Source organism: Rhizobium brockwellii (genome assembly GCF_000769405.2).
Taxonomy (GTDB): domain Bacteria; phylum Pseudomonadota; class Alphaproteobacteria; order Rhizobiales; family Rhizobiaceae; genus Rhizobium; species Rhizobium brockwellii.
On sequence record NZ_CP053444.1, the window covers coordinates 51,619 to 68,723 of the forward strand.

Annotated in this window: 11 protein-coding genes and 12 pseudogenes; 14 read left to right on the forward strand and 9 right to left on the reverse strand. The window is 56.4% G+C overall.

Annotation, left to right across the window (positions count from 1 at the left end; translation table 11 throughout):
- Window positions 1-301: 301 nt before the first annotated feature.
- Window positions 302-1,912, forward strand: coding sequence for an RcgA family putative transporter (locus RLCC275e_RS33050; RefSeq protein ID WP_033182396.1), 1,611 nt, complete (start codon window positions 302-304; stop codon window positions 1,910-1,912).
- Window positions 1,902-2,939, forward strand: coding sequence for an RcgR family putative quorum lactone hydrolase (locus RLCC275e_RS33055; protein ID WP_033182395.1), 1,038 nt, complete (start codon window positions 1,902-1,904; stop codon window positions 2,937-2,939). The genes RLCC275e_RS33050 and RLCC275e_RS33055 overlap by 11 nt, the downstream gene beginning before the upstream one ends.
- Before the next feature lie 241 nt (window positions 2,940-3,180).
- On the opposite strand, the pseudogene RLCC275e_RS34835 reads toward RLCC275e_RS33055, so the two are convergent.
- Window positions 3,181-3,776: pseudogene (locus RLCC275e_RS34835) on the reverse strand (ISAzo13-like element transposase-related protein); the annotation flags it as partial.
- 475 nt (window positions 3,777-4,251) lie between these two features.
- Here RLCC275e_RS34835 and RLCC275e_RS33065 point away from each other — a divergent pair.
- Window positions 4,252-4,974, forward strand: a complete 723-nt coding sequence (locus RLCC275e_RS33065) for a Crp/Fnr family transcriptional regulator (protein WP_033182378.1) — start codon at window positions 4,252-4,254, stop codon at window positions 4,972-4,974.
- 35 nt (window positions 4,975-5,009) lie between these two features.
- Here the strand turns inward: RLCC275e_RS33065 and RLCC275e_RS34510 are convergent.
- Window positions 5,010-5,140: pseudogene (locus RLCC275e_RS34510) on the reverse strand (L,D-transpeptidase); the annotation flags it as partial.
- 65 nt (window positions 5,141-5,205) lie between these two features.
- On the opposite strand from RLCC275e_RS34510, the gene RLCC275e_RS33070 reads away from it, so the two are divergent.
- Window positions 5,206-6,417 carry an NADP-dependent isocitrate dehydrogenase gene (locus tag RLCC275e_RS33070; RefSeq protein ID WP_064649227.1) on the forward strand — a complete coding sequence of 404 codons (1,212 nt, stop codon included), beginning with the start codon at window positions 5,206-5,208 and terminating at the stop codon, window positions 6,415-6,417.
- Window positions 6,418-6,594: 177 nt separating this feature from the next.
- Here RLCC275e_RS33070 and RLCC275e_RS33075 read toward each other — a convergent pair.
- Window positions 6,595-7,035: pseudogene (locus RLCC275e_RS33075) on the reverse strand (transposase); the annotation flags it as partial.
- 227 nt (window positions 7,036-7,262) lie between these two features.
- Between RLCC275e_RS33075 and RLCC275e_RS33080 the strand changes: the two are divergent.
- Window positions 7,263-8,243 (forward strand): LysR family transcriptional regulator, encoded by a 981-nt coding sequence (locus RLCC275e_RS33080; protein WP_033181974.1) that lies wholly within the window; start codon window positions 7,263-7,265, stop codon window positions 8,241-8,243.
- 113 nt (window positions 8,244-8,356) lie between these two features.
- Here RLCC275e_RS33080 and RLCC275e_RS34515 read toward each other — a convergent pair.
- Window positions 8,357-8,598, reverse strand: a pseudogene (locus RLCC275e_RS34515) (DDE-type integrase/transposase/recombinase); the annotation flags it as partial.
- A gap of 275 nt (window positions 8,599-8,873) precedes the next feature.
- Between RLCC275e_RS34515 and RLCC275e_RS33085 the strand changes: the two are divergent.
- Entirely contained in the window at window positions 8,874-9,311 is a 438-nt protein-coding gene (locus RLCC275e_RS33085) for an RT0821/Lpp0805 family surface protein (RefSeq protein ID WP_245304494.1), read from the forward strand.
- A 158-nt stretch (window positions 9,312-9,469) separates the two neighbouring features.
- Window positions 9,470-9,597, forward strand: a pseudogene (locus tag RLCC275e_RS34520) (SOS response-associated peptidase); the annotation flags it as partial.
- Window positions 9,598-10,035: 438 nt separating this feature from the next.
- On the opposite strand, the pseudogene RLCC275e_RS33090 reads toward RLCC275e_RS34520, so the two are convergent.
- The 3 pseudogenes from RLCC275e_RS33090 to RLCC275e_RS33100 all read right to left on the reverse strand — a co-directional run.
- A pseudogene (locus RLCC275e_RS33090) lies at window positions 10,036-10,719 on the reverse strand (IS6 family transposase).
- A 47-nt stretch (window positions 10,720-10,766) separates the two neighbouring features.
- Window positions 10,767-11,368, reverse strand: a pseudogene (locus RLCC275e_RS33095) (IS6 family transposase).
- Window positions 11,361-11,946 (reverse strand): annotated as a pseudogene (locus RLCC275e_RS33100) (integrase core domain-containing protein); the annotation flags it as partial. The pseudogenes RLCC275e_RS33100 and RLCC275e_RS33095, both read right to left, overlap by 8 nt.
- A gap of 48 nt (window positions 11,947-11,994) precedes the next feature.
- Here RLCC275e_RS33100 and RLCC275e_RS34840 point away from each other — a divergent pair.
- From RLCC275e_RS34840 to RLCC275e_RS34535, 7 genes and pseudogenes are all read left to right on the forward strand, one after another.
- Window positions 11,995-12,207 carry a reverse transcriptase domain-containing protein gene (locus RLCC275e_RS34840; protein WP_281032337.1) on the forward strand — a complete coding sequence of 71 codons (213 nt, stop codon included), beginning with the start codon at window positions 11,995-11,997 and terminating at the stop codon, window positions 12,205-12,207.
- Window positions 12,207-12,491 (forward strand): annotated as a pseudogene (locus RLCC275e_RS34630) (reverse transcriptase domain-containing protein); the annotation flags it as partial. The gene RLCC275e_RS34840 and the pseudogene RLCC275e_RS34630, both read left to right, overlap by 1 nt.
- Window positions 12,492-12,667: 176 nt before the next feature.
- Window positions 12,668-12,955 (forward strand): group II intron maturase-specific domain-containing protein, encoded by a 288-nt coding sequence (locus RLCC275e_RS34530; RefSeq protein ID WP_245304499.1) that lies wholly within the window; start codon window positions 12,668-12,670, stop codon window positions 12,953-12,955.
- Between the two features lie 94 nt (window positions 12,956-13,049).
- A pseudogene (locus tag RLCC275e_RS33110) lies at window positions 13,050-13,295 on the forward strand (DDE-type integrase/transposase/recombinase); the annotation flags it as partial.
- A gap of 304 nt (window positions 13,296-13,599) precedes the next feature.
- Entirely contained in the window at window positions 13,600-13,917 is a 318-nt protein-coding gene (locus RLCC275e_RS33115; RefSeq protein ID WP_082229787.1) for a BON domain-containing protein, read from the forward strand.
- A gap of 44 nt (window positions 13,918-13,961) precedes the next feature.
- Window positions 13,962-14,260 (forward strand): annotated as a pseudogene (locus RLCC275e_RS33120) (transposase domain-containing protein); the annotation flags it as partial.
- A gap of 550 nt (window positions 14,261-14,810) precedes the next feature.
- Window positions 14,811-15,032: pseudogene (locus RLCC275e_RS34535) on the forward strand (hypothetical protein); the annotation flags it as partial.
- 6 nt (window positions 15,033-15,038) lie between these two features.
- Here the strand turns inward: RLCC275e_RS34535 and RLCC275e_RS33130 are convergent.
- Window positions 15,039-16,613, reverse strand: coding sequence for a glycerophosphodiester phosphodiesterase family protein (locus RLCC275e_RS33130; RefSeq protein WP_082229786.1), 1,575 nt, complete (start codon window positions 16,611-16,613; stop codon window positions 15,039-15,041).
- 208 nt (window positions 16,614-16,821) lie between these two features.
- Entirely contained in the window at window positions 16,822-17,076 is a 255-nt protein-coding gene (locus RLCC275e_RS33135) for a hypothetical protein (protein WP_156667821.1), read from the reverse strand.
- Window positions 17,077-17,105: the final 29 nt, after the last annotated feature.

The following is a 17,105-nucleotide window of genomic DNA, read 5'->3' on the forward strand; positions in this document are numbered from 1 at the left end:
CATCACACGACTTCGAAATGATGCGCAGCTTCCTCTTGGGACAAGTCGGTCGCGATTGTCGTCATTACCCGGTTATGGGATGGGAAACGGTGAGGTATCTCCGGCGTTCGTACAAGCGAGCGGCAAAATGGCTTCCTCCTCTCACTCGCCGCTCATCTGTTCTGAAATCAACATCCCAACTTCAAAGTTTTGCTCCTGATAGTAGAATCGCTATGGAGTTGCGTGTAGTTGCGATACCCGTTAATCGGGCACAGACGCACGAAATATACCGAAACCAAACGAAACCAGAGCCGGTAAGCCATTGCCAAAGAATGGAAAGTTATTTCTCTCTCCGCCGAAGGACGGAAGTGATTTCAAAGAACTCTTCAAACAATTGACCGCGGCGGGAGCGGGCCGGCCGTTGGGAAGTGATGGCTTTCCCGCAGGCCCATGGACGCCCGAACTTCTCGCTGAGGCGATTTCACAGATCGATTCCAACCGGACTGGGGTCGATCTGCGAACGGTCCAGCTTTGGTTTCAAGAAAATGAGAAGGGTATCAGCACGACCAATATTCGTTGGCTGGCGAGAGTCTTCGGGTGTGATGATCCGGTAGCAACAAGCGAATGGCAAATGGAGCTAAGTGCGGCGCAATCTCGCTTGACGGCGAAGAGGCGAGGTTTGAAGAAAGCGGGAAGCAGCCCTGCGGCAGAGGTTCCAAATCTGGCATTGAATGTCGTCGATGAGGAGATGGAGTCGCCGGGGAAGCTGGAAAGGGATACTGAGGCTAATCAGCCGAGCCGACGTTTTAATTTGGCGAGGAGGTCGGAGGCGCTATTTAGCCGCGGATCTACCTTAGATCTACCTGCGTCGGTGTTTGCGGGTGCCACCGCCCTTGGGTTTCTCTCGTATATTGTGGGGATCCACAACGCGACTTACAATCGGGCGGATGGTCTCGTCAAACAGGTAGGTTTCCTCTGGGCACCCAATTGGACGTTCCTCTTTATGGTGTTCTTGCCACTGTTTTTTGCGTTCGTCATAGAGTTGCTGTTGTTTTGGAAGAATGAAGGGCGCTTACGGATTGTCGCGGCGGGCAATCGTGTGGAAAGCGACGACGCTTGGGCCCGCAACGTAGATGCTTCTTCGTATACATATTGGGCGGTCTTTATAGTCTGCGTGTTGTTCGCCGGTCTGTTTCAGTGGATCGGTGTGTGCTTGATCCCGTTGGTAAAAGGCGGTGGCAACTATGCGATAGATTGGGGCAAGTTAGCGCTCGTGCGGCCCGAAGTCATATCGGTGCCGATGGAGATTGTATTCACGGCGTTCGCTTATCTCTACATGTGCTTGTGCTTCTATCTCTTCTTCGTAGGTCTCATTTTGCTTCATACGATGATTAATGACCTTTGGAAAATCGGAGGAGCATCGAGGAGCCAGCCGCGAATTGATTATCAATACCATGTCCATGAAATCGGCTTACGGGTGATGCGCGGAATTTTTCGGTGCACTGTTTTAGGTCTTCTGATCGCCGTATGCATGAAGGCCCAAAGCTCCTACTTGGCGTCGAATGGAAAGAACATCGTGGCTTGGCTGCTTGCCGATATGTCGTCAGCTTTGTATGAGGGCAAAGACATGGGCAAAGGATTCAGCTACAGGATGCCGACCCACTACAGCAGCCTTCTTATCGCTATCTCGACGATTATCGTTTTTCTTTACGGTTCTATCCGTCTAGGTGCCGGAAGCCGATTTCATTTTCCCATGTGGAAGATGTCAGCGGCAGTAGGGTTACTTTTTACCAGCTACCTGCTGATCGACGCATTTACAGGCTTTTCGATCCTTCTGTGCCTTGCAGTGCTGCTCGCGATGTACGGCCTCATTGATCCAGAGCTTGGGCGATGGAGAGCGAGCGACTGGGGAAGCAATCAGAATGTATCATAGTTGGCTTGATCGTTGGGATGAGCGGCGGGCAAGGCGCGGTGAGGAATCCAAGGAAATAACCGATTTCGTCCTTGATGCCAACCTCGCCTTCCCACGCGCCAAGAACATAGGAAGTATCGGCGAGTTTTGTGTCCTCGCGGACCAGGCCGCGGCTGATCCAGCCTTTTTCGATGAACCGAGCGGGGACGATCAGCATTTTCAACGGCAAGACGGGTGGATCAAATTTCCGTCGGACATGTCCACTGACATCGAAGAGAACAATGTAGTCTGGGCAAAAATCACAGAAAGCGGGTCCTTCGAGCAGGCGTTGATGATTTTTCATCACTGGAATGCAAGTGCACGCAATCGTCAGATCGCCAACTTTTTCTCACAGCGTGGAATCACGGTTGTCGAGATCGCTATGCCTTATCATTTCGAGCGCAGCCGCTCCGGGTCCGTGCACGCCGATTTTATGCTTAGCCCTAATCTCGGTCGAACCATCCAGTCTGTACGGCAGGCGGTATGGGACGGGCGAAAACTCATTCGTTGGTTGAAAAGCGAAGGCTATCGAGAGATTTCTGTTCTTGGTATGAGCTTAGGTTCCTGGGTCGCAGGCTTAATCGCTGCGCACGACTTGGCTGTGTCAAAAGCCTCGTTGTTTCTTACAGCGGGAAGTCTCGCGGATATGGTTTGGACAGGGCGCGCGACACGGTCGATACGTGAAAGCCTTGAACCCGTTATTGAGCTGATCGATCTCAGAAGGGCGTGGGGTCCGCTTAATCTAGAGAATTACGCGCACAATTTGGCAAGACCCGATCTCGAACTTCACGTTGTGTTGGCTAAGAGGGACAAGGTTGTTCTGCCAGAGATATCACAGGGGTTCATGCAGATGCTGAAGGCCGCCGGAGCTCGGCCAAACATTTTGGAATTAAACTGTGGTCACTATTCGCTCGGTATGCCGCCTTACATTTTGTTGGCTGGTTTGAGCCTGAAACGGTTTCTGTCGTTCCGCCAGGCTCAGGGCTCAGTGAACAAACCCAGAAGATGACCGTTGTTGCGATCCAGATTTCCGAGAAGAGGATTTCCACACGATACTGACCTCGCTCGGTTCCATGCGGAAATCAACAATGTTGGGGGGCCGGCGCTCTTTCCTATCAACAAGGGGTACCGGTGGGGACGGTGCGGTGTTCGTTCCGACAGTCGGCTCGCGGGAGAGGCATGACTATGGCGTGATGGTATAACGTATCGCATAGGCATATTTGTGGAACTTTGCTGAGGATCGCAACTCATCAGAGCGGGCACATCGCCACTTTGACATCTCGTGAAAGTTCCGCGGACTTAGGACAGTTCTGATGGTTCCAATCTGGATGGAAAGCGTCATCGGTGATGTGGAGTTTTGCGATCTGGGCATTGGAGACCTTGACCCCTTTGTGGTAGGTGCGGGTGTCAGGCCTATTCGGCCTTGAGGCCGGTCTTTGCCGTGGTGGCACCGATCAGTTCGACCGCGGCCAAGCGATTTCGAGCCGGCGACACCGCCGGTTCTGAGTAATATGGCCGAACAGACGGTGCTCGATCTTGTTTCACTTCGAGGTACGGGCGGATAATGGGTGGACGTGAAGGATCAAGGCGGTCTCGTCTCACACTTTCGGCAATTCCAACTTCGGGAGCCTGACGCGCGCGCGGTTTGAGCCGCCGCAATCGGCCGTGACGGTCTGTTCACGTACCTTGGGATAGAGCGCTCTCGTCCCATGCGATTGAGCCAGCACCGGATCGACTGAACGGCGAACATCTTGACGCGGGTCGGCGTACATTTCGGGCGATAGTCGTTGCCGACATTCTTGTAGTTGCCCACCAGTTCCTTGTTCTTGGTGTCGGCGAACGTCACCGTCCTTGGTCAGATCGCCGAAGCCCAACTGTTGACCCGGCCAAGCTTATGACGAAATCACGATATCCGGCAAGTCCCGACACAACGTCAATTGGGTTCGGACCGCACCAGCTACGCGTACCGAGTTGTCAACGGAAACCAGCTAGAGAATATAAGGCGACCCAGCTGAAGGAACCCGAAATGCCTTTCGACCTCAAACGTTCGCCGTTGCGAGCGACCATCGTGCAATTTGGAAAATGCTCGTGCGCAAAGACGTCCACGGCCTCGCGTCGAGGCAGCCGCTTCCAACAAGCCATGGCAGGGAAACTTTGATCTGGATCAAAGCGCGGTCCCGGCGAAATTGATAATCATCAAGCCGTGCCGGAGAAACAGGATAGCCGAACCCTCAATCGCGGCGTAATCGTCTAGGGTATGGCCAGCATGCCCGGCATGCGCAGCTACGCCCGGCACATGTGGGTTTCGAAGGGATCAGGATATGGACGTCGCACATAGTGGGGTTCTCGAGGTTGGCATCCCCGTCGCCTGCCGTTCCTGCCAGGCGCGGCACGGCGTCGTCTGCGGCGTACTGTCGAGCGGTCAGTTGAAGGACCTTGGCCGCCACTCACTGCGCCGCAAGGTCGATGCTGGCTGCGAGATCATCGCACAAGGGTCGGAAAGCTCTTTCTATTCGAACATCATGCGCGGGGTCGTGAAGCTCTGCAAGGTGATGCCGGACGGGCGCCAGCAGATCGTCGGTCTGCAATTCGCTCCCGATTTCGTCGGCAGGCCTTACGTGCGCGAAAGCACGCTGTCGGCCGAGGCTGCAACCGATGCCGAAATCTGCGTCTTCCCGCGCAACCTGCTCGACCGCATGATATCGGAGACGCCGGAACTGCAGCGCAGCCTGCACGATCAGGCGCTGAAGGAGCTGGATGCCGCGCGCGAATGGATGCTGACGCTCGGCCGGCGCACCGCCGAGGAGAAGGTCGCAAGCCTGCTCGACCTCATCGCCACCCATGCCGAACCGCAAACGGCAACAAGCACCGCCTTCGACCTGCCGCTATCCCGCGCCGAGATCGCCGATTTCCTCGGGCTGACGATCGAAACCGTCAGCCGTCAGATGACCAGACTGCGCAAGAGCCGCATCATCCGCATCGAGAACTTCCGACATATTGTCGTTCCCGACATGGATGAGCTGGAGCGAATGATTGGCGCATAAATGGGATCTGCCAACATCGGGGCGCTGAGCCGAGATCAGCGCGTGATCACGACGCGAGTCTTAGCGAGGCCAGCCCGTGGCGCCAGAGAGAAGAACTGGGTGACATTCTCGAAGTGCAGGCGAACGCACCATGCAAGGCCGGCCGGCCCAAGCGCTTCAGGCTATAGCGCTCCTCATCACATCACCCACTCGGGACGCCGGTCCCCATTGAAGCTCGAACGAGGCAGATACATGAAGAAGATCAAGGTCGCCAATCCCGTCGCCGATCTCGACGGCGATGAAATGACGCGCATTATCTGGCAGCTTATCAAGGACAAGCTGATCCATCCGTATCTCGACCTCGACATCGATTATTTCGACCTCTCCGTCGAAAACCGCGACGCCACCAACGACCAGGTCACCGTCGACGCCGCCAACGCCATCAAGAAATACGGCGTCGGCATCAAGTGCGCGACGATCACGCCAGACGAAGACCGCGTCAAGGAATTCAATCTCAAGCAGATGTGGAAGAGCCCGAACGGCACGATCCGCAACATTCTCGGCGGCGTCATCTTCCGCGAACCGATCATCTGCAAGAATGTGCCGCGCCTGGTTCCCGGCTGGACCAAGCCGATCGTTGTCGGCCGCCATGCCTTCGGCGACCAGTACCGTGCCACCGACTTCCGCTTCCCCGGCAAGGGCAAGCTGACGATCAAGTTCGTCGGCGAAGACGGCACGGTTATCGAGAAGGACGTCTTCGACGCCCCCGGCTCCGGCGTTGCCATGGCGATGTACAATCTCGACGAGTCGATCCGCGAATTCGCCCGCGCTTCGATGATGTACGGCCTGATGCGCAAATGGCCAGTTTACCTGTCGACCAAGAACACCATTCTCAAGGCCTATGACGGTCGCTTCAAGGATATCTTCGAAGAGGTGTACCAGACCGAATTCAAGGATCAGTTCAAGGAAGCCGGCATCACCTACGAACACCGCCTGATCGACGACATGGTCGCATCGGCGCTTAAATGGTCTGGCGGCTACGTCTGGGCATGCAAGAACTATGACGGCGACGTCCAGTCCGATACCGTTGCCCAGGGCTTCGGCTCTCTCGGCCTGATGACCTCGGTACTGCTCACGCCGGACGGTAAGACGGTCGAAGCCGAAGCTGCCCACGGCACGGTGACGCGCCACTATCGCCAGCACCAGAAGGGCCAGGAAACCTCGACGAACTCGATCGCCTCGATCTTCGCCTGGACGCGTGGCCTGGCGCACCGCGCCAAGCTCGACGACAATGCCGAGCTCGCCAAATTCGCTTCGACTCTGGAAAAGGTCTGCGCCGACACCGTCGAATCCGGCTTCATGACCAAGGACTTGGCGCGGCTCATCGGCCACGACCAGCCGTGGCTCTCGACCACCGTCTTCCTCGAGAAGATCGACCAGAACCTGCAGAAGGCCATGGCGTAGGCCGGCTTATCCAATATAACATGGAAGCGGCGGGAGATTCCACACATTCAGAGTGCTGACAAAACCCCTGGCCTTGGCTGGGGGTTTATTATTTCAGTGGGACATGTTTAAGAAACTCCCGCCGCAGCAGACGGCTCTCGAGGCACGTGGCTGAAACGTCACTAGAGCGGGATTGTTTTAGGTCTGTTCATATCCGGCTTCCTTGAAGTAGTTTTGGCACTCTTTCGGCGAGACGGTTTGAAGGGTTTCTGCCAGCGCGTCGTCGATGGCCTGTCGGGTTCGGGCCTGCGCCTTGCGCAACCCATGCTTGATCTTGGAAAAAAGAGCTTTTCGATCGGATTGAGATCAGGGGAATACTGCGGCAGGAGGAACAATCGAGCGTCGACCTTGCGGATGGCGACGCGGATCGTTCTGGCCTTATGCGAGCCGAGATTGTCCATGACGACGATGTCGCCGGGGTTGAGCTCCGGTACCAGCACCTTCTCGACATAGATCAGGAAGCGTTTGCCATTGATCGAGCCGTCAATGATCCACGGTCCAGTGACCGAAGGGCGCATGGCCCAACAGCCGTTCGCCACGCGGCGCCCAGCCCCTGAGCGGCGTCATATTCGTCTTCGTCCCGTTCGGCGGGTACATGACTTCATCGAGGTGTCAGACAGAGAGGCCGCGCAAGCTTGACTTGTGGTTGATGGCATACCATAATACGAGAAGATAAGGTGTACCGGCGGTCAAGTCCGCGGTTATCCAGTGGAGACAGTTCTCATTGAAGGCGTCACATTCGCCTCCACACTCGTTAGGAGGGAGATCGTGCCCCGATATTGATGGGACCATCAAGGTGTGGTGGAATGCGTTTTAAGGGCCTGGACCTAAATCTTCTCGTCGCTCTCAATGCTTTGATGACCGAGCGGAAGCTCACGGCAGCAGCGCGCAGCATCAACCTTAGTCAGCCAGCCATGAGCGCAGCCATCGCTAGGTTGCGCGCCTACTTCAATGACGAGCTGTTTGTGATGCAGCAGCGTAGACTTGTCCCGACCCCGCGAGCCGAGGCGCTCGCCCCTGCAGTTCGCGAAGCTCTACTGCAGATTCAGCTCTCTGTCATTGCGTGGGATCCATTAGTCCCAGCGGAATCTAACCGGCGCTTCAGAATCGTACTGTCCGATTTCATGACGCTCGTATTCTTCGAAAAGGTGATAAAGCGCGTAGCGCGCGAGGCACCCGGCGTCAGTTTTGAATTGCTTCACATCAATGATGATCCGGACGAGCGTCTGCGCAGTGGAGATTTGGATTTTTTGATTTTTCCAGATCAGTTCATGTCAGCCGCTCATCCCAGTGCGAAGCTATTTGAGGAGAAGCTCGTATGCGTCGGCTGCCCTAACAATCAGCAGCTGCGCGGGAAGCTTTCCCTCGAGCGATTCATGTCGCTGGGACACGTCGCGGCCATGTTTGGACGTACTTTGAAGCCATCCATTGAACAATGGCTGTTGCTAGAGCACGGTTTTAAGCGGCGTATCGAAATCGTGGTCCAGGGCTTTAACGCGATCCCGATGCTACTTCAGGGGACGAATCGGATAGCAACCCTTCCCTTGCGGCTCGTCAGACATTTCGAACCCACCATCCGCCTCCAGATCGTCGATCATCCGCTGCCTTCCCTCTGGTTCACGGAGGCTGTGCAGTGGCCCTTGCTTCACAATTCCGACCCCGGAAGCATCTGGATGCGCGAGATAATGTTCCAGGAGGCTTCGCGCATGGAGGCCCCGGCGGAAAGCTCGGCAGACATCGACACGCCTATGTTTGACAGCGTCGCTGCCGAATGGTGTGCGGCTTGAGCCTGAAGATGCGGATACGCAGTTTTGTTAGCGGTGCTCGAAACCCGGGACGTTACTATGTTCCAGCTGGGTGAAGATCTGCTTATCTGCTGATCCGTTCGTGGATGGAAACGAAAACGCTGAAGCTGTCGCGATACTTTGTAGCGCTTCATGATCCTCTCCCGTCGTCGGATGGGTTGATGAGGATTCTCCGCAATATTATTCAGTCGGTTGTGAGAACGATGATTGAGGCCTAGTATGCTCTCTCGTTTCGCCGCACCATAGGACGTAGCTTGTCGGTGATCACTACACGGGGCGGACGGTCTTGTGATTTCAGGAGCTTGCGCATCAAGCGCTTTGCCGCCCGGTTCTTCCGAAGTGGTGGGCCCTTGTCCTAAGAGACAGTATGCTAGCATTCAGAGGTCCGCTACTTCAACCGAAATGCTGGCGAAAACTCGTCGGTCACTCTGCCCCACACCGACCCCGTTTAAGGATCGCCAGGACTCCTCACGGAGTAATGGCGGTAGCCATTGGCGCACCGCCACCGATTACCTGAAGATGGGGCAATTTGCGAGCCAGCCTATTGTGTCTTTGAGAATTTGAAGCACTATTGTTCGAGATTTTCGTCGTTGTCCGCGAAATGAGCAGTCAATGGCGCCCGCATCTGGTCACAATATGATGTCATCTGCAGCCTCCGAAAGGATGGTTTATCACTCAATGCTTTCAAAACTGATCCAGATTGCCATCGTGTTCCCTGCGCTGGTGCTTACCGCTTGCTCAAACACCGAACCGCTCCAGACGTCCACAGGTGCTCCGGTTGCTGCGGCGGCAGTTCCGATCACTGACCAAACGGTGATCGCCGAAACCGTGGGACGGGCGACGATCGGTTCTGATCCGCTAGCGTGGGCCAACCCGTCAACTGGCAGCGCCGGGGTGATCGAGCAGGTCCGGCCGGGTACAAACAATCCAAATGGATGCCGCGACTTCGTCACAAGCAAGCAAAGTCTCGAGGGCGTGACTCGGTTCAATGGTGTCGCTTGTCCATCAGATGGATCTTGGAAGATAAACGGCTCGTCTGGCTTGCATTAGGAACCAAGTTCGGGGATCAGCGATTGCTCTTGAACTTAATCTCCTTCGCGGAACTCAATCAGAATTTGGGCCTGTCGCAAATTTTCTGGTTAACCGCATGTCGCCCATCGGTAGAGATTTTCGGCTGCGAATGTTGGGGAGCACAGACTGCCCTGTGCTCGCTCGAGAAGGCGGCGAATGCGAAAGCCGAGAAACTTGTAACCAAGGGCAAGCCACTCGATCTCGAAGAGCTGATCCGCACCGGGGCCGCGGTAAGACCAACATGCCAGAACTCAATTTTCCGCACAGCCTAATTGAGCGACTGAGCTGAGAGCTTGATCGTCTCGGAACGAGAAAGCCTGCCGCGGGAGGAGGTGCGGCAGGCTTTTCTAATTGAACAGCGGCTGGGGGAGGAGTCCGCTGTTCCGTCAAGCGCCCCTTGGGAGGAGGAATAGGTTCACCTGGGACACGAAGCTTGGCGAGGAAGAGGCGCATCGCTTCAATGGTCAGAAGATAGCAGGACGCCGCCCCAACGCCAGCGCTCAGATCGCAGTGCAGGCATGCGGTTGCTGCAATGCAATATAATCACTTTATAAGTGACCTTGGTGACCTGTTCGGTTTTGGCTGGATCTGCGCCAGCGAGCCCGCCTCTTTGGAAAACTGCTCGGAGACCTTCCGTGCGCGAACGAAGGGTTTTGTCGCAAAATTTTAAAAAGGCCGCAGAAGCGGCCATCGCTGGACACAGTTATGCAGCGAGTGCGGCGAATTGCTGAAATGCCGATCGGCCACTGGTTGAAATTGGCGCTTGCGGATCATGTGAGCCACCTCGATACCATCCAGTGTTGCTGACGCAGACTGAAGGATTTGAAGCCCTTCAGGGGGCGGGTAAGCTTCTTGATAAACCGGTGGTCCTGCTCAATCGTGTTGTTGAGGTTTTTGACCTGCCGGATCTCGATCAGCCAGAACCATCCATACAACAACAGGAGCAGCCTGTTGATGTTTTGCAATCCTGCCAGGTTCGCGCCGCTCTTGTCGATACGACCTTTTCGGGCCAGCCATTGTTCTTAATCGTGCGGGCGAAGAAAGCGCTGGCCGCGGCCTCATCGCAGTACTCGGACAAGCATGAAATCAAGGGTTTTGCAGAATTTGTCGACAGCCCGATAGAAATAGGTCCACTTGCCTTTGACCTGGATATAGGTCTCGTCCATCCGCCAGGAGCTGCTGGTTGCGGATTTGCGCCCGCTGGGCCTGGCAGGCAATCAGGGGCGAATATTTCACGACCCATCTGTTCAGCGTCGCGTGGTCAACGGTAACGCCGCGCTCGGCCATAATCTCTTCCAGATCAGGATAGAAGACCGTATACCTCACGTAGAAATACCGCGCATAAAATCACGTCTTTCGGGTAATGACTGCCTTTGAAATCAACCATGATCGGCAAACTCAATCTGCCTGCTCATCTTCAACCCGGATCTACGCCTACCATACTGGTTGCAAACTCGGTGAAAAGTTTTGCGACAGAGCCGCGGTCACGGCTTTCCACTGCGCCATGGCGCGGATGCGATGAATATGGGTGGCTAGGGCTGAGTGTCGCCGGTGCGGCGCGACGAAAAGATTTCGGACTGCTGAAAAGACCGAGATGAAACGCTGCAAACCTCCGACGGATCGAAAGCCCTGCATCATTCGCTCTCGTTTTCGAAGCGGCACGTGAGAATTCTCTGCGCGATTGTTAAGGCCCTTGTGCGATCGATGTTCGACGGCGGGCATCACGTCCCGTTTTGCCGCTCCGTATGAGCGCAGTTTGTCGGTGATGATGCGCTTCGGTGACAGGCCTGCTTCTTCAGCAGCCTGACCAGCAATCTCTTGGCAGCCTTGGTATCGCGGCGGGTCTGGACGATCTCATCGAGAACGCAAACGTTCTGGTCAACGGCGCGCCACAGCCAATGTTTTTGACCGCCGATGGAAATCACCAAGCGAGTGGCGCGGGGGAGTTTCACCCCACGCTCTCTCAGAACCGGACGTGATACTCTCGCATCATCCGGCTCCCATTGTTCGGCCGTATACGGCTTTGCTCTATCCACGAGGATCTCCCCCTTGTAAACCAGTGTCCGCCCCTGCGCCGGCTGGTCGGGGTTGCAGGGCGCTGGGGCGGACAAGCCGCTTGGTCTTCTTGTCGATGATGCCGAGCGGATGGGCATGGAAGCGTAGCGTCCAGATGCCCGCTTCACTCTCCTCGATCACCACGATCTCGCCGGCCAGCGCTGCTGCGACATAGACGAGGTCGCCGTTCCATTTGATCTCGCCATTGGAGCGCACCCGGCGCACCGCCGCCTCGGCCGGATAGGTCCGGTTCAGGCAGGCGGTCGGGCGGGGGCCGCAGTGACGATCGGTAATGATCAGCAGGCACGTCCATAGCGAGTGCCTCGTGTGGACGCTCGGCGTTGTAATTCTGGCGAAATGCGTCAAAGACCGCCTGCTGCGCGGCATGGTCGACCTCCGGCGCCATGGCCAGCGGCAGCATCGTCGGATGGAAGCGTTCGTGGCGGCCGTTCTGCTGCGGTTTGCCCGGCTGGATGCGCTCCAGGCCGATGCCGAGCTTGATGAACCGCACAGCAAGCGTCGTCAGCCCGGTGACGCCGATCGCCGAAGGGTCAGAACCAACCAAGGAGCGGCTGGTGTTGATGGCCAGACGCATCTGGAACCGACGGTGGAGCCTGAATTCCATCCGGATTCCTATGGGTATCGGCCCGGCAAATCGGCACTCGATGCGATCAGCGTGGCACGGCAGCGATGCTGGCGTTACAACTGGGTTCTTGATCTCGATATCAAGACTTTCTTTGATAGCATCGAACCGGACCTGCTGATGCGGGCTGTGCGCAAGCACACCGATTGCCCGCGGGTGCTTTTATACATCGAATGATGGCTGAAAGCGCCGGTGCAGATGCCGGACGGAGATCTCGTCGCCAGAGAACGAGGAACGCCACAGGGCGGAGTAATCAGCCCCTCTTGGCAAACCTCTTTCTTCACTATGCGTTTGATATGTGGATGTGTCGGAATTTCCCGGACATTCCGTTTGAGCGGTATGCTGACGACGCGATCTGTCATTGTCGGACCGAGGACCAGGCGATGGCTCTTCAGGGAACTCTGGACGCGCGTTTTACTGACTGCGGGCTGACGCTTCCTCCCGACAAGGCTAAAATCGTCTACTGCAGGAATGAAAGTCGGCGAGGTACTCACCCGGTCTATAAGTTCGACTTTCTCGACTACACTTTCCGGCCGAGACTTGTGAGCAAGAAGGCCGGGGGCATGGGTATTTATTCGGTCATGCGGCCAGTCCGACATCGCTCAAGGCGATACGGGGCACGATCCGTAGTTGGTCCTTGCACCTTCGCAATGACAAGGCTCTCGATGATCTGGCAGGGATGTTCAACTCGTACATCCGCGGCTGGATCAATTACTATGGTCGGTTCTGTCCTTCAGCTCTCCAATCTACGCTCTGGAGTGTCGAGCAATACCTGGCTCGATGGGCTTCGGGGAAGTACAAGTCCTTGCGTAGGCATAAACGGCGACCCCGACATTGGCTTTTGCGCATCGCGCAACGCCAACCTCGACCGTTCGCCCATTGGCCCCTGCTTCATGGATACGGCCGAACAATGGGAGCCGGATGATGCGAGAGTATCACGTCCGGTTCTGGGAGAGCGTGGGAGTGAAACTCCCCGCGCCACTCGCCTCGTGGTGCGCATCGACGGTCAGAAATGCTGGTTGCTGACGCGACTTCTGAAGAAGCAGCGCATGCCGCCAAAGCGTATGATCACCGACAAATTGCGCTCCTACGGGGCGGCCACACGCCAGGTCATGCCGAACGTTGAACACCGCTCGCATAAAGGCTTGAACAACCGGGCGGAGAACTCTCACTTGCCGTTGAGAAAACGGGAGCAAACGCGACAGGGTTTCCGGTCGGTTGGCTCATTGCAAGATTTCGTGTCGATCTTCTCCGCCGTCCGAAACTCTATCGACGCCAGGCAATGGCCGCGTGGCAAGCCGAGAGTGCCCGGCCTGCCTGAAAAGCGCAGGCTCGGTCTCACGTGACCACATTCAAACAACGTGACAACGCCGTCCGCACGGGCCTTGACTCGCCTGCCATTCAAAAAATGTGACAGCGCCGGCACCGCACCTCGCGCGCCGCTCAATCATCTTCGACCGTGGGACCGCCGCGGAGATTGGCTTGCGGCGTGGCCGCCAGTTGATCTGCATCAACGCCGCAACGGCAAACCAGACATAGGATCTCGCCGTCGCAACGGAGCAAGAGTCTATGCCCGCAAACACCGTCATTCCTATCGGCGACGACGCCCTTTCCACTGCAGTTAGAATGCGCTTGGAACTGGAACTCGGACTGACGTACGATGTCGTGAAGGTGACGGTTCTCAATGGCGAGGTGACCTTGCGCGGAAGAATGGCGTGTCCGTCGAAAAGGGAAGCAGCGAAGGTCACCGCGGAGAGCGTGCGCGGCGTGCGCAGAGTACTCAGCGACATTTCGACGGCATATTACATGGCCGGAAGCCCAGCTGATCGTTCCAAGGAAGGCTGCGCATGGGCCTGTCGCAAATTTTGGCGCTCAACGGTATGTTGACCATGGGAAGAGAGATGCCGCTCCGAAAGTTGAGGGGCGAGCCTATGATTCTGAATGCTATTGACGAAAAGTTGAAGCGGCAATCGAAGGATGATTTCAATGGCCGGCATTTCGAGGCATGGCCGATGTGCAGGCGGTTGCCTGGTATTTGGGTTATCCACTCAGCTATCGGGATCTTAAGGAGATGTTCCGGGAACGTGGCTTCGAGGTCGATCATAGCAACGTCAACCGTTGGGTTCTGGCCTAGGCGCCGATGATCGAAAAGCGGCTTCGCCAGTTCCGGCGGCCGCATTTCGGCTCTGTCCGGATTGACGAGACCTACGTCAAGATCCGCGGCAACTGGCCGCCGCAGACAACGCTCTGCTTTCCTCCGACGACGGCAATATCGTCGTTTTCGCCGGACTCGGCCTCGCCAACATCAAGGCCCAGGAATTTGTCTATGAAGACAACGCAAGCTCAGCCAGCTGAATTGGGAAAGCAAGGGGATGAGCCTTTTCACTTTGGTGTTGACGCCCAGATTGACAACGACTGGAGCTTGAAGGGTCGGCACCGGCGGCAACGGTCACCTGGTTGACTACGACTGGGATAGTTGCGAGTCATCATGACTGGAGCGACCGCTCAATCCATCCCTTACCGAACTCGATCACTATGTCGCCGGAGTGACCCAGTTGAACCGGATCATCTACGGAAACGAGACCAGCAGTATCGCGGTCGGCGCCCGGTGTCCACTATGCCGACATCAAGTGGACCGCCTATGTCGGGTCCGGCATCTATTCGTCCGCGGGTTGCTTTCGAAACAACCCCTGGAAGGATCCAGAATGGGAAAGAGGCACCAGCTATCAGCGACAGATTCCGATTGACTTCCTCAGCCTGAGGCGACGAACACGTCCTCGGCGATCTTACGATCAGCGGCGGCCTTTCGCAAGGCCAAAACTGCACCGACGCGTTGGGCCGCCGAGCTTCTGGTGAAGAAGCCGTACAATGTCGTCGCTGTTGCTTTGGCGAACAAGATGGCGCGGATCGTCTGTGCATCGGCAAGGCGCCTTCGCTGTCATCGCCGCTGGCCGTCGCATCCCAAGGCGCGGCCAGCAACTCGGCCACATCCAGTTCAGTAGGTGTGGCTATCGATCAGACGCCGGCGTGGACTTTCTCATCCAGCTTGGCTTGCCAATGATATCCTTCGGTGCGTCGATTATGGATGCCGGGTTGTAGTGTGCATCGATCGGAAAAGAGTAGTCCGCATGATTGCCTTCGGTGATAAAGCCAGCGGCATAGAGCGTCTCCAGATAAGGATTGTCGGCCACCAGCACGTCGGCGTAGGGCTCAAGCGCGCCGAAAGTGGCACGGAAATCCATGTCGGGACGTCCGGGCAGGGTGATCGGCACGCCCTGATGGCTGTAGTAAAACTTCTGACCGTTCACGGAGAAGGCTTCGGAGATATAGGACATCGTGAGAGGCGTGTTGGCGAATGTTTCACCCGCTGCCCGGAATGTCTTGGTCACCTGGTTCATCTCGTCGAAGGTAGCGGTTCCCTTGAGGCGGGAGATTTGCACCATGGTCAGGTCGCCCAGCTTGTCGAAGGAGGTCAGCCAATCGCTAGCCTGGGTCACTGAATCGCCTTCGATGTGAGAAGACTGGACCTCTTCGACTGTGCCGAGAACCGGGATCAGGTTGAGCTTGTTGTCCGGTTGGACGGCGACATTGGCCTGCTCCAGCGCATCAAGTACATTGGTGGTCTTCTTGTCCCATTTGGCAATGACGCGATCGGTAGTGGGCACATAGGTCGAATAGATCTTGATGCCGAGGCGGCTCCGTACGTCAGCATTCTCAGGCGCCGAGAGCATCTTGATTGCTGCGATCGTCGACCCTTCGTCCTTGGGGTCAATGAGGACGTTGAACTCGTCGCCGTTTCTTTTTTTCTCACGAATGTAATCGATGATACTCTGCAGGTCCTCCATTTTTTGCGGATTGCCGTTGTGGTCAAGTGCCAGCGTGCGGTTACTAGTGATGGGATTCCATATCGAGAGGTTCATGTTCTTGATTTCCTCGGTAGAGACATCCGAAATCAGGCAATTGTTCGGATCGCCGGTAACCCGCCCGAGTGTTGTGTCGTGCATCATCCAGGCATGGCCGTTCTTATCAGCGCGAAGATCGAGTTCGACACCATGGAAACCGTACTTGAACGCATTGGCGGCGGCTGAAATGGTGTTTTCGAGAATGCCCTCGGAATTATCGAACATGCCGCGGTGGGGTAGTATTTGCTTTCGATGTGGATCGATGCCGCGGGTCTTGGTCTCGAGTCCGGTCAGGAAGAGATCCTTGCCGTAGCCGGCGCTTTCAATTTCGTCTTCTGCGTCGCCGAGAGCGGGGCCGTCCAGACCGAAGTCGGATTTCCAATCGGCCTTGTTGCCGGCCGCCAACCACTCGGTGATGGTCTGGTTGACGGTGCCGTCGACTGGATCATCCGGATCATTGGAGCCAAATTTTGCCGTCGTCTCGCAGCGGGTGGAAATCGATAATGCGACGGGCTCGTCGCCCGGCTGCACCGGGCCGTTTTGGGTTTGCAGGCCAGCCTTCGCCCCTTCCCATGCGATGGCATTGGTGGCACTGTCAACAATGATTGAACTCTCGCTTTGCGCGCCAACCAACGTTGAGGCGAGAACCATGCTCATAATGGACGCTATTAGATCTGTCATGTTGTCTGACTTTCCTTCATTTCATCCGTTGCGTTTCGTGCCACACGAAGCCGGAGGTGCGGTCGGGAAATCCCTGCACCTTATCGTGAGCAATGACATCAGCCGCGCGCCGGCCCCGATGGGGCGCAAAGGGAGATTAAAGCGCTTAGAAGCGTTCGCCGATTGTGTGGAAGGTGCCATCTTGTGTCCTTCGCCGCTCCTTTTTTGCTTAGGCTTTTTGGGCTTCCACTTGGACTTGCCGATATCCTCGATGGCGACCTCCCTCTTGCCGTAATCCGCCTTGGCGAACCCCTTCGTGCCATCCCTGACCCGCTTGACGAAGAAGGCCCTCTTCCGCTTTGTCATCTTGATTGCTCATCGATTGAACCGTTTCGACCTCCTGGGCGATGCGGAATGCCTCCCTGACCGCCGTCGGGCTCATCTGCATTGCTGCTGTGAATTCCTTGGTGGTCGCATGTGTCATAGCTTGTATTCCTTCACGTGTTCGGTGCG

What these genes read in the sequence shown, in the direction of transcription:
- RLCC275e_RS33080 (WP_033181974.1), top strand. Translation starts at nt 7,263, where the DNA reads ATGCGTTTTAAGGGCCTGGACCTAAATCTTCTCGTCGCTCTCAATGCT.
- RLCC275e_RS33065 (WP_033182378.1), top strand. Translation starts at nt 4,252, where the DNA reads ATGGACGTCGCACATAGTGGGGTTCTCGAGGTTGGCATCCCCGTCGCC.
- RLCC275e_RS33130 (WP_082229786.1), bottom strand. Translation starts at nt 16,613, where the DNA reads ATGACAGATCTAATAGCGTCCATTATGAGCATGGTTCTCGCCTCAACG.
- RLCC275e_RS33115 (WP_082229787.1), top strand. Translation starts at nt 13,600, where the DNA reads ATGCCCGCAAACACCGTCATTCCTATCGGCGACGACGCCCTTTCCACT.
- RLCC275e_RS33070 (WP_064649227.1), top strand. Translation starts at nt 5,206, where the DNA reads ATGAAGAAGATCAAGGTCGCCAATCCCGTCGCCGATCTCGACGGCGAT.
- RLCC275e_RS33055 (WP_033182395.1), top strand. Translation starts at nt 1,902, where the DNA reads ATGTATCATAGTTGGCTTGATCGTTGGGATGAGCGGCGGGCAAGGCGC.
- RLCC275e_RS33135 (WP_156667821.1), bottom strand. Translation starts at nt 17,076, where the DNA reads ATGACACATGCGACCACCAAGGAATTCACAGCAGCAATGCAGATGAGC.
- RLCC275e_RS33085 (WP_245304494.1), top strand. Translation starts at nt 8,874, where the DNA reads ATGGCGCCCGCATCTGGTCACAATATGATGTCATCTGCAGCCTCCGAA.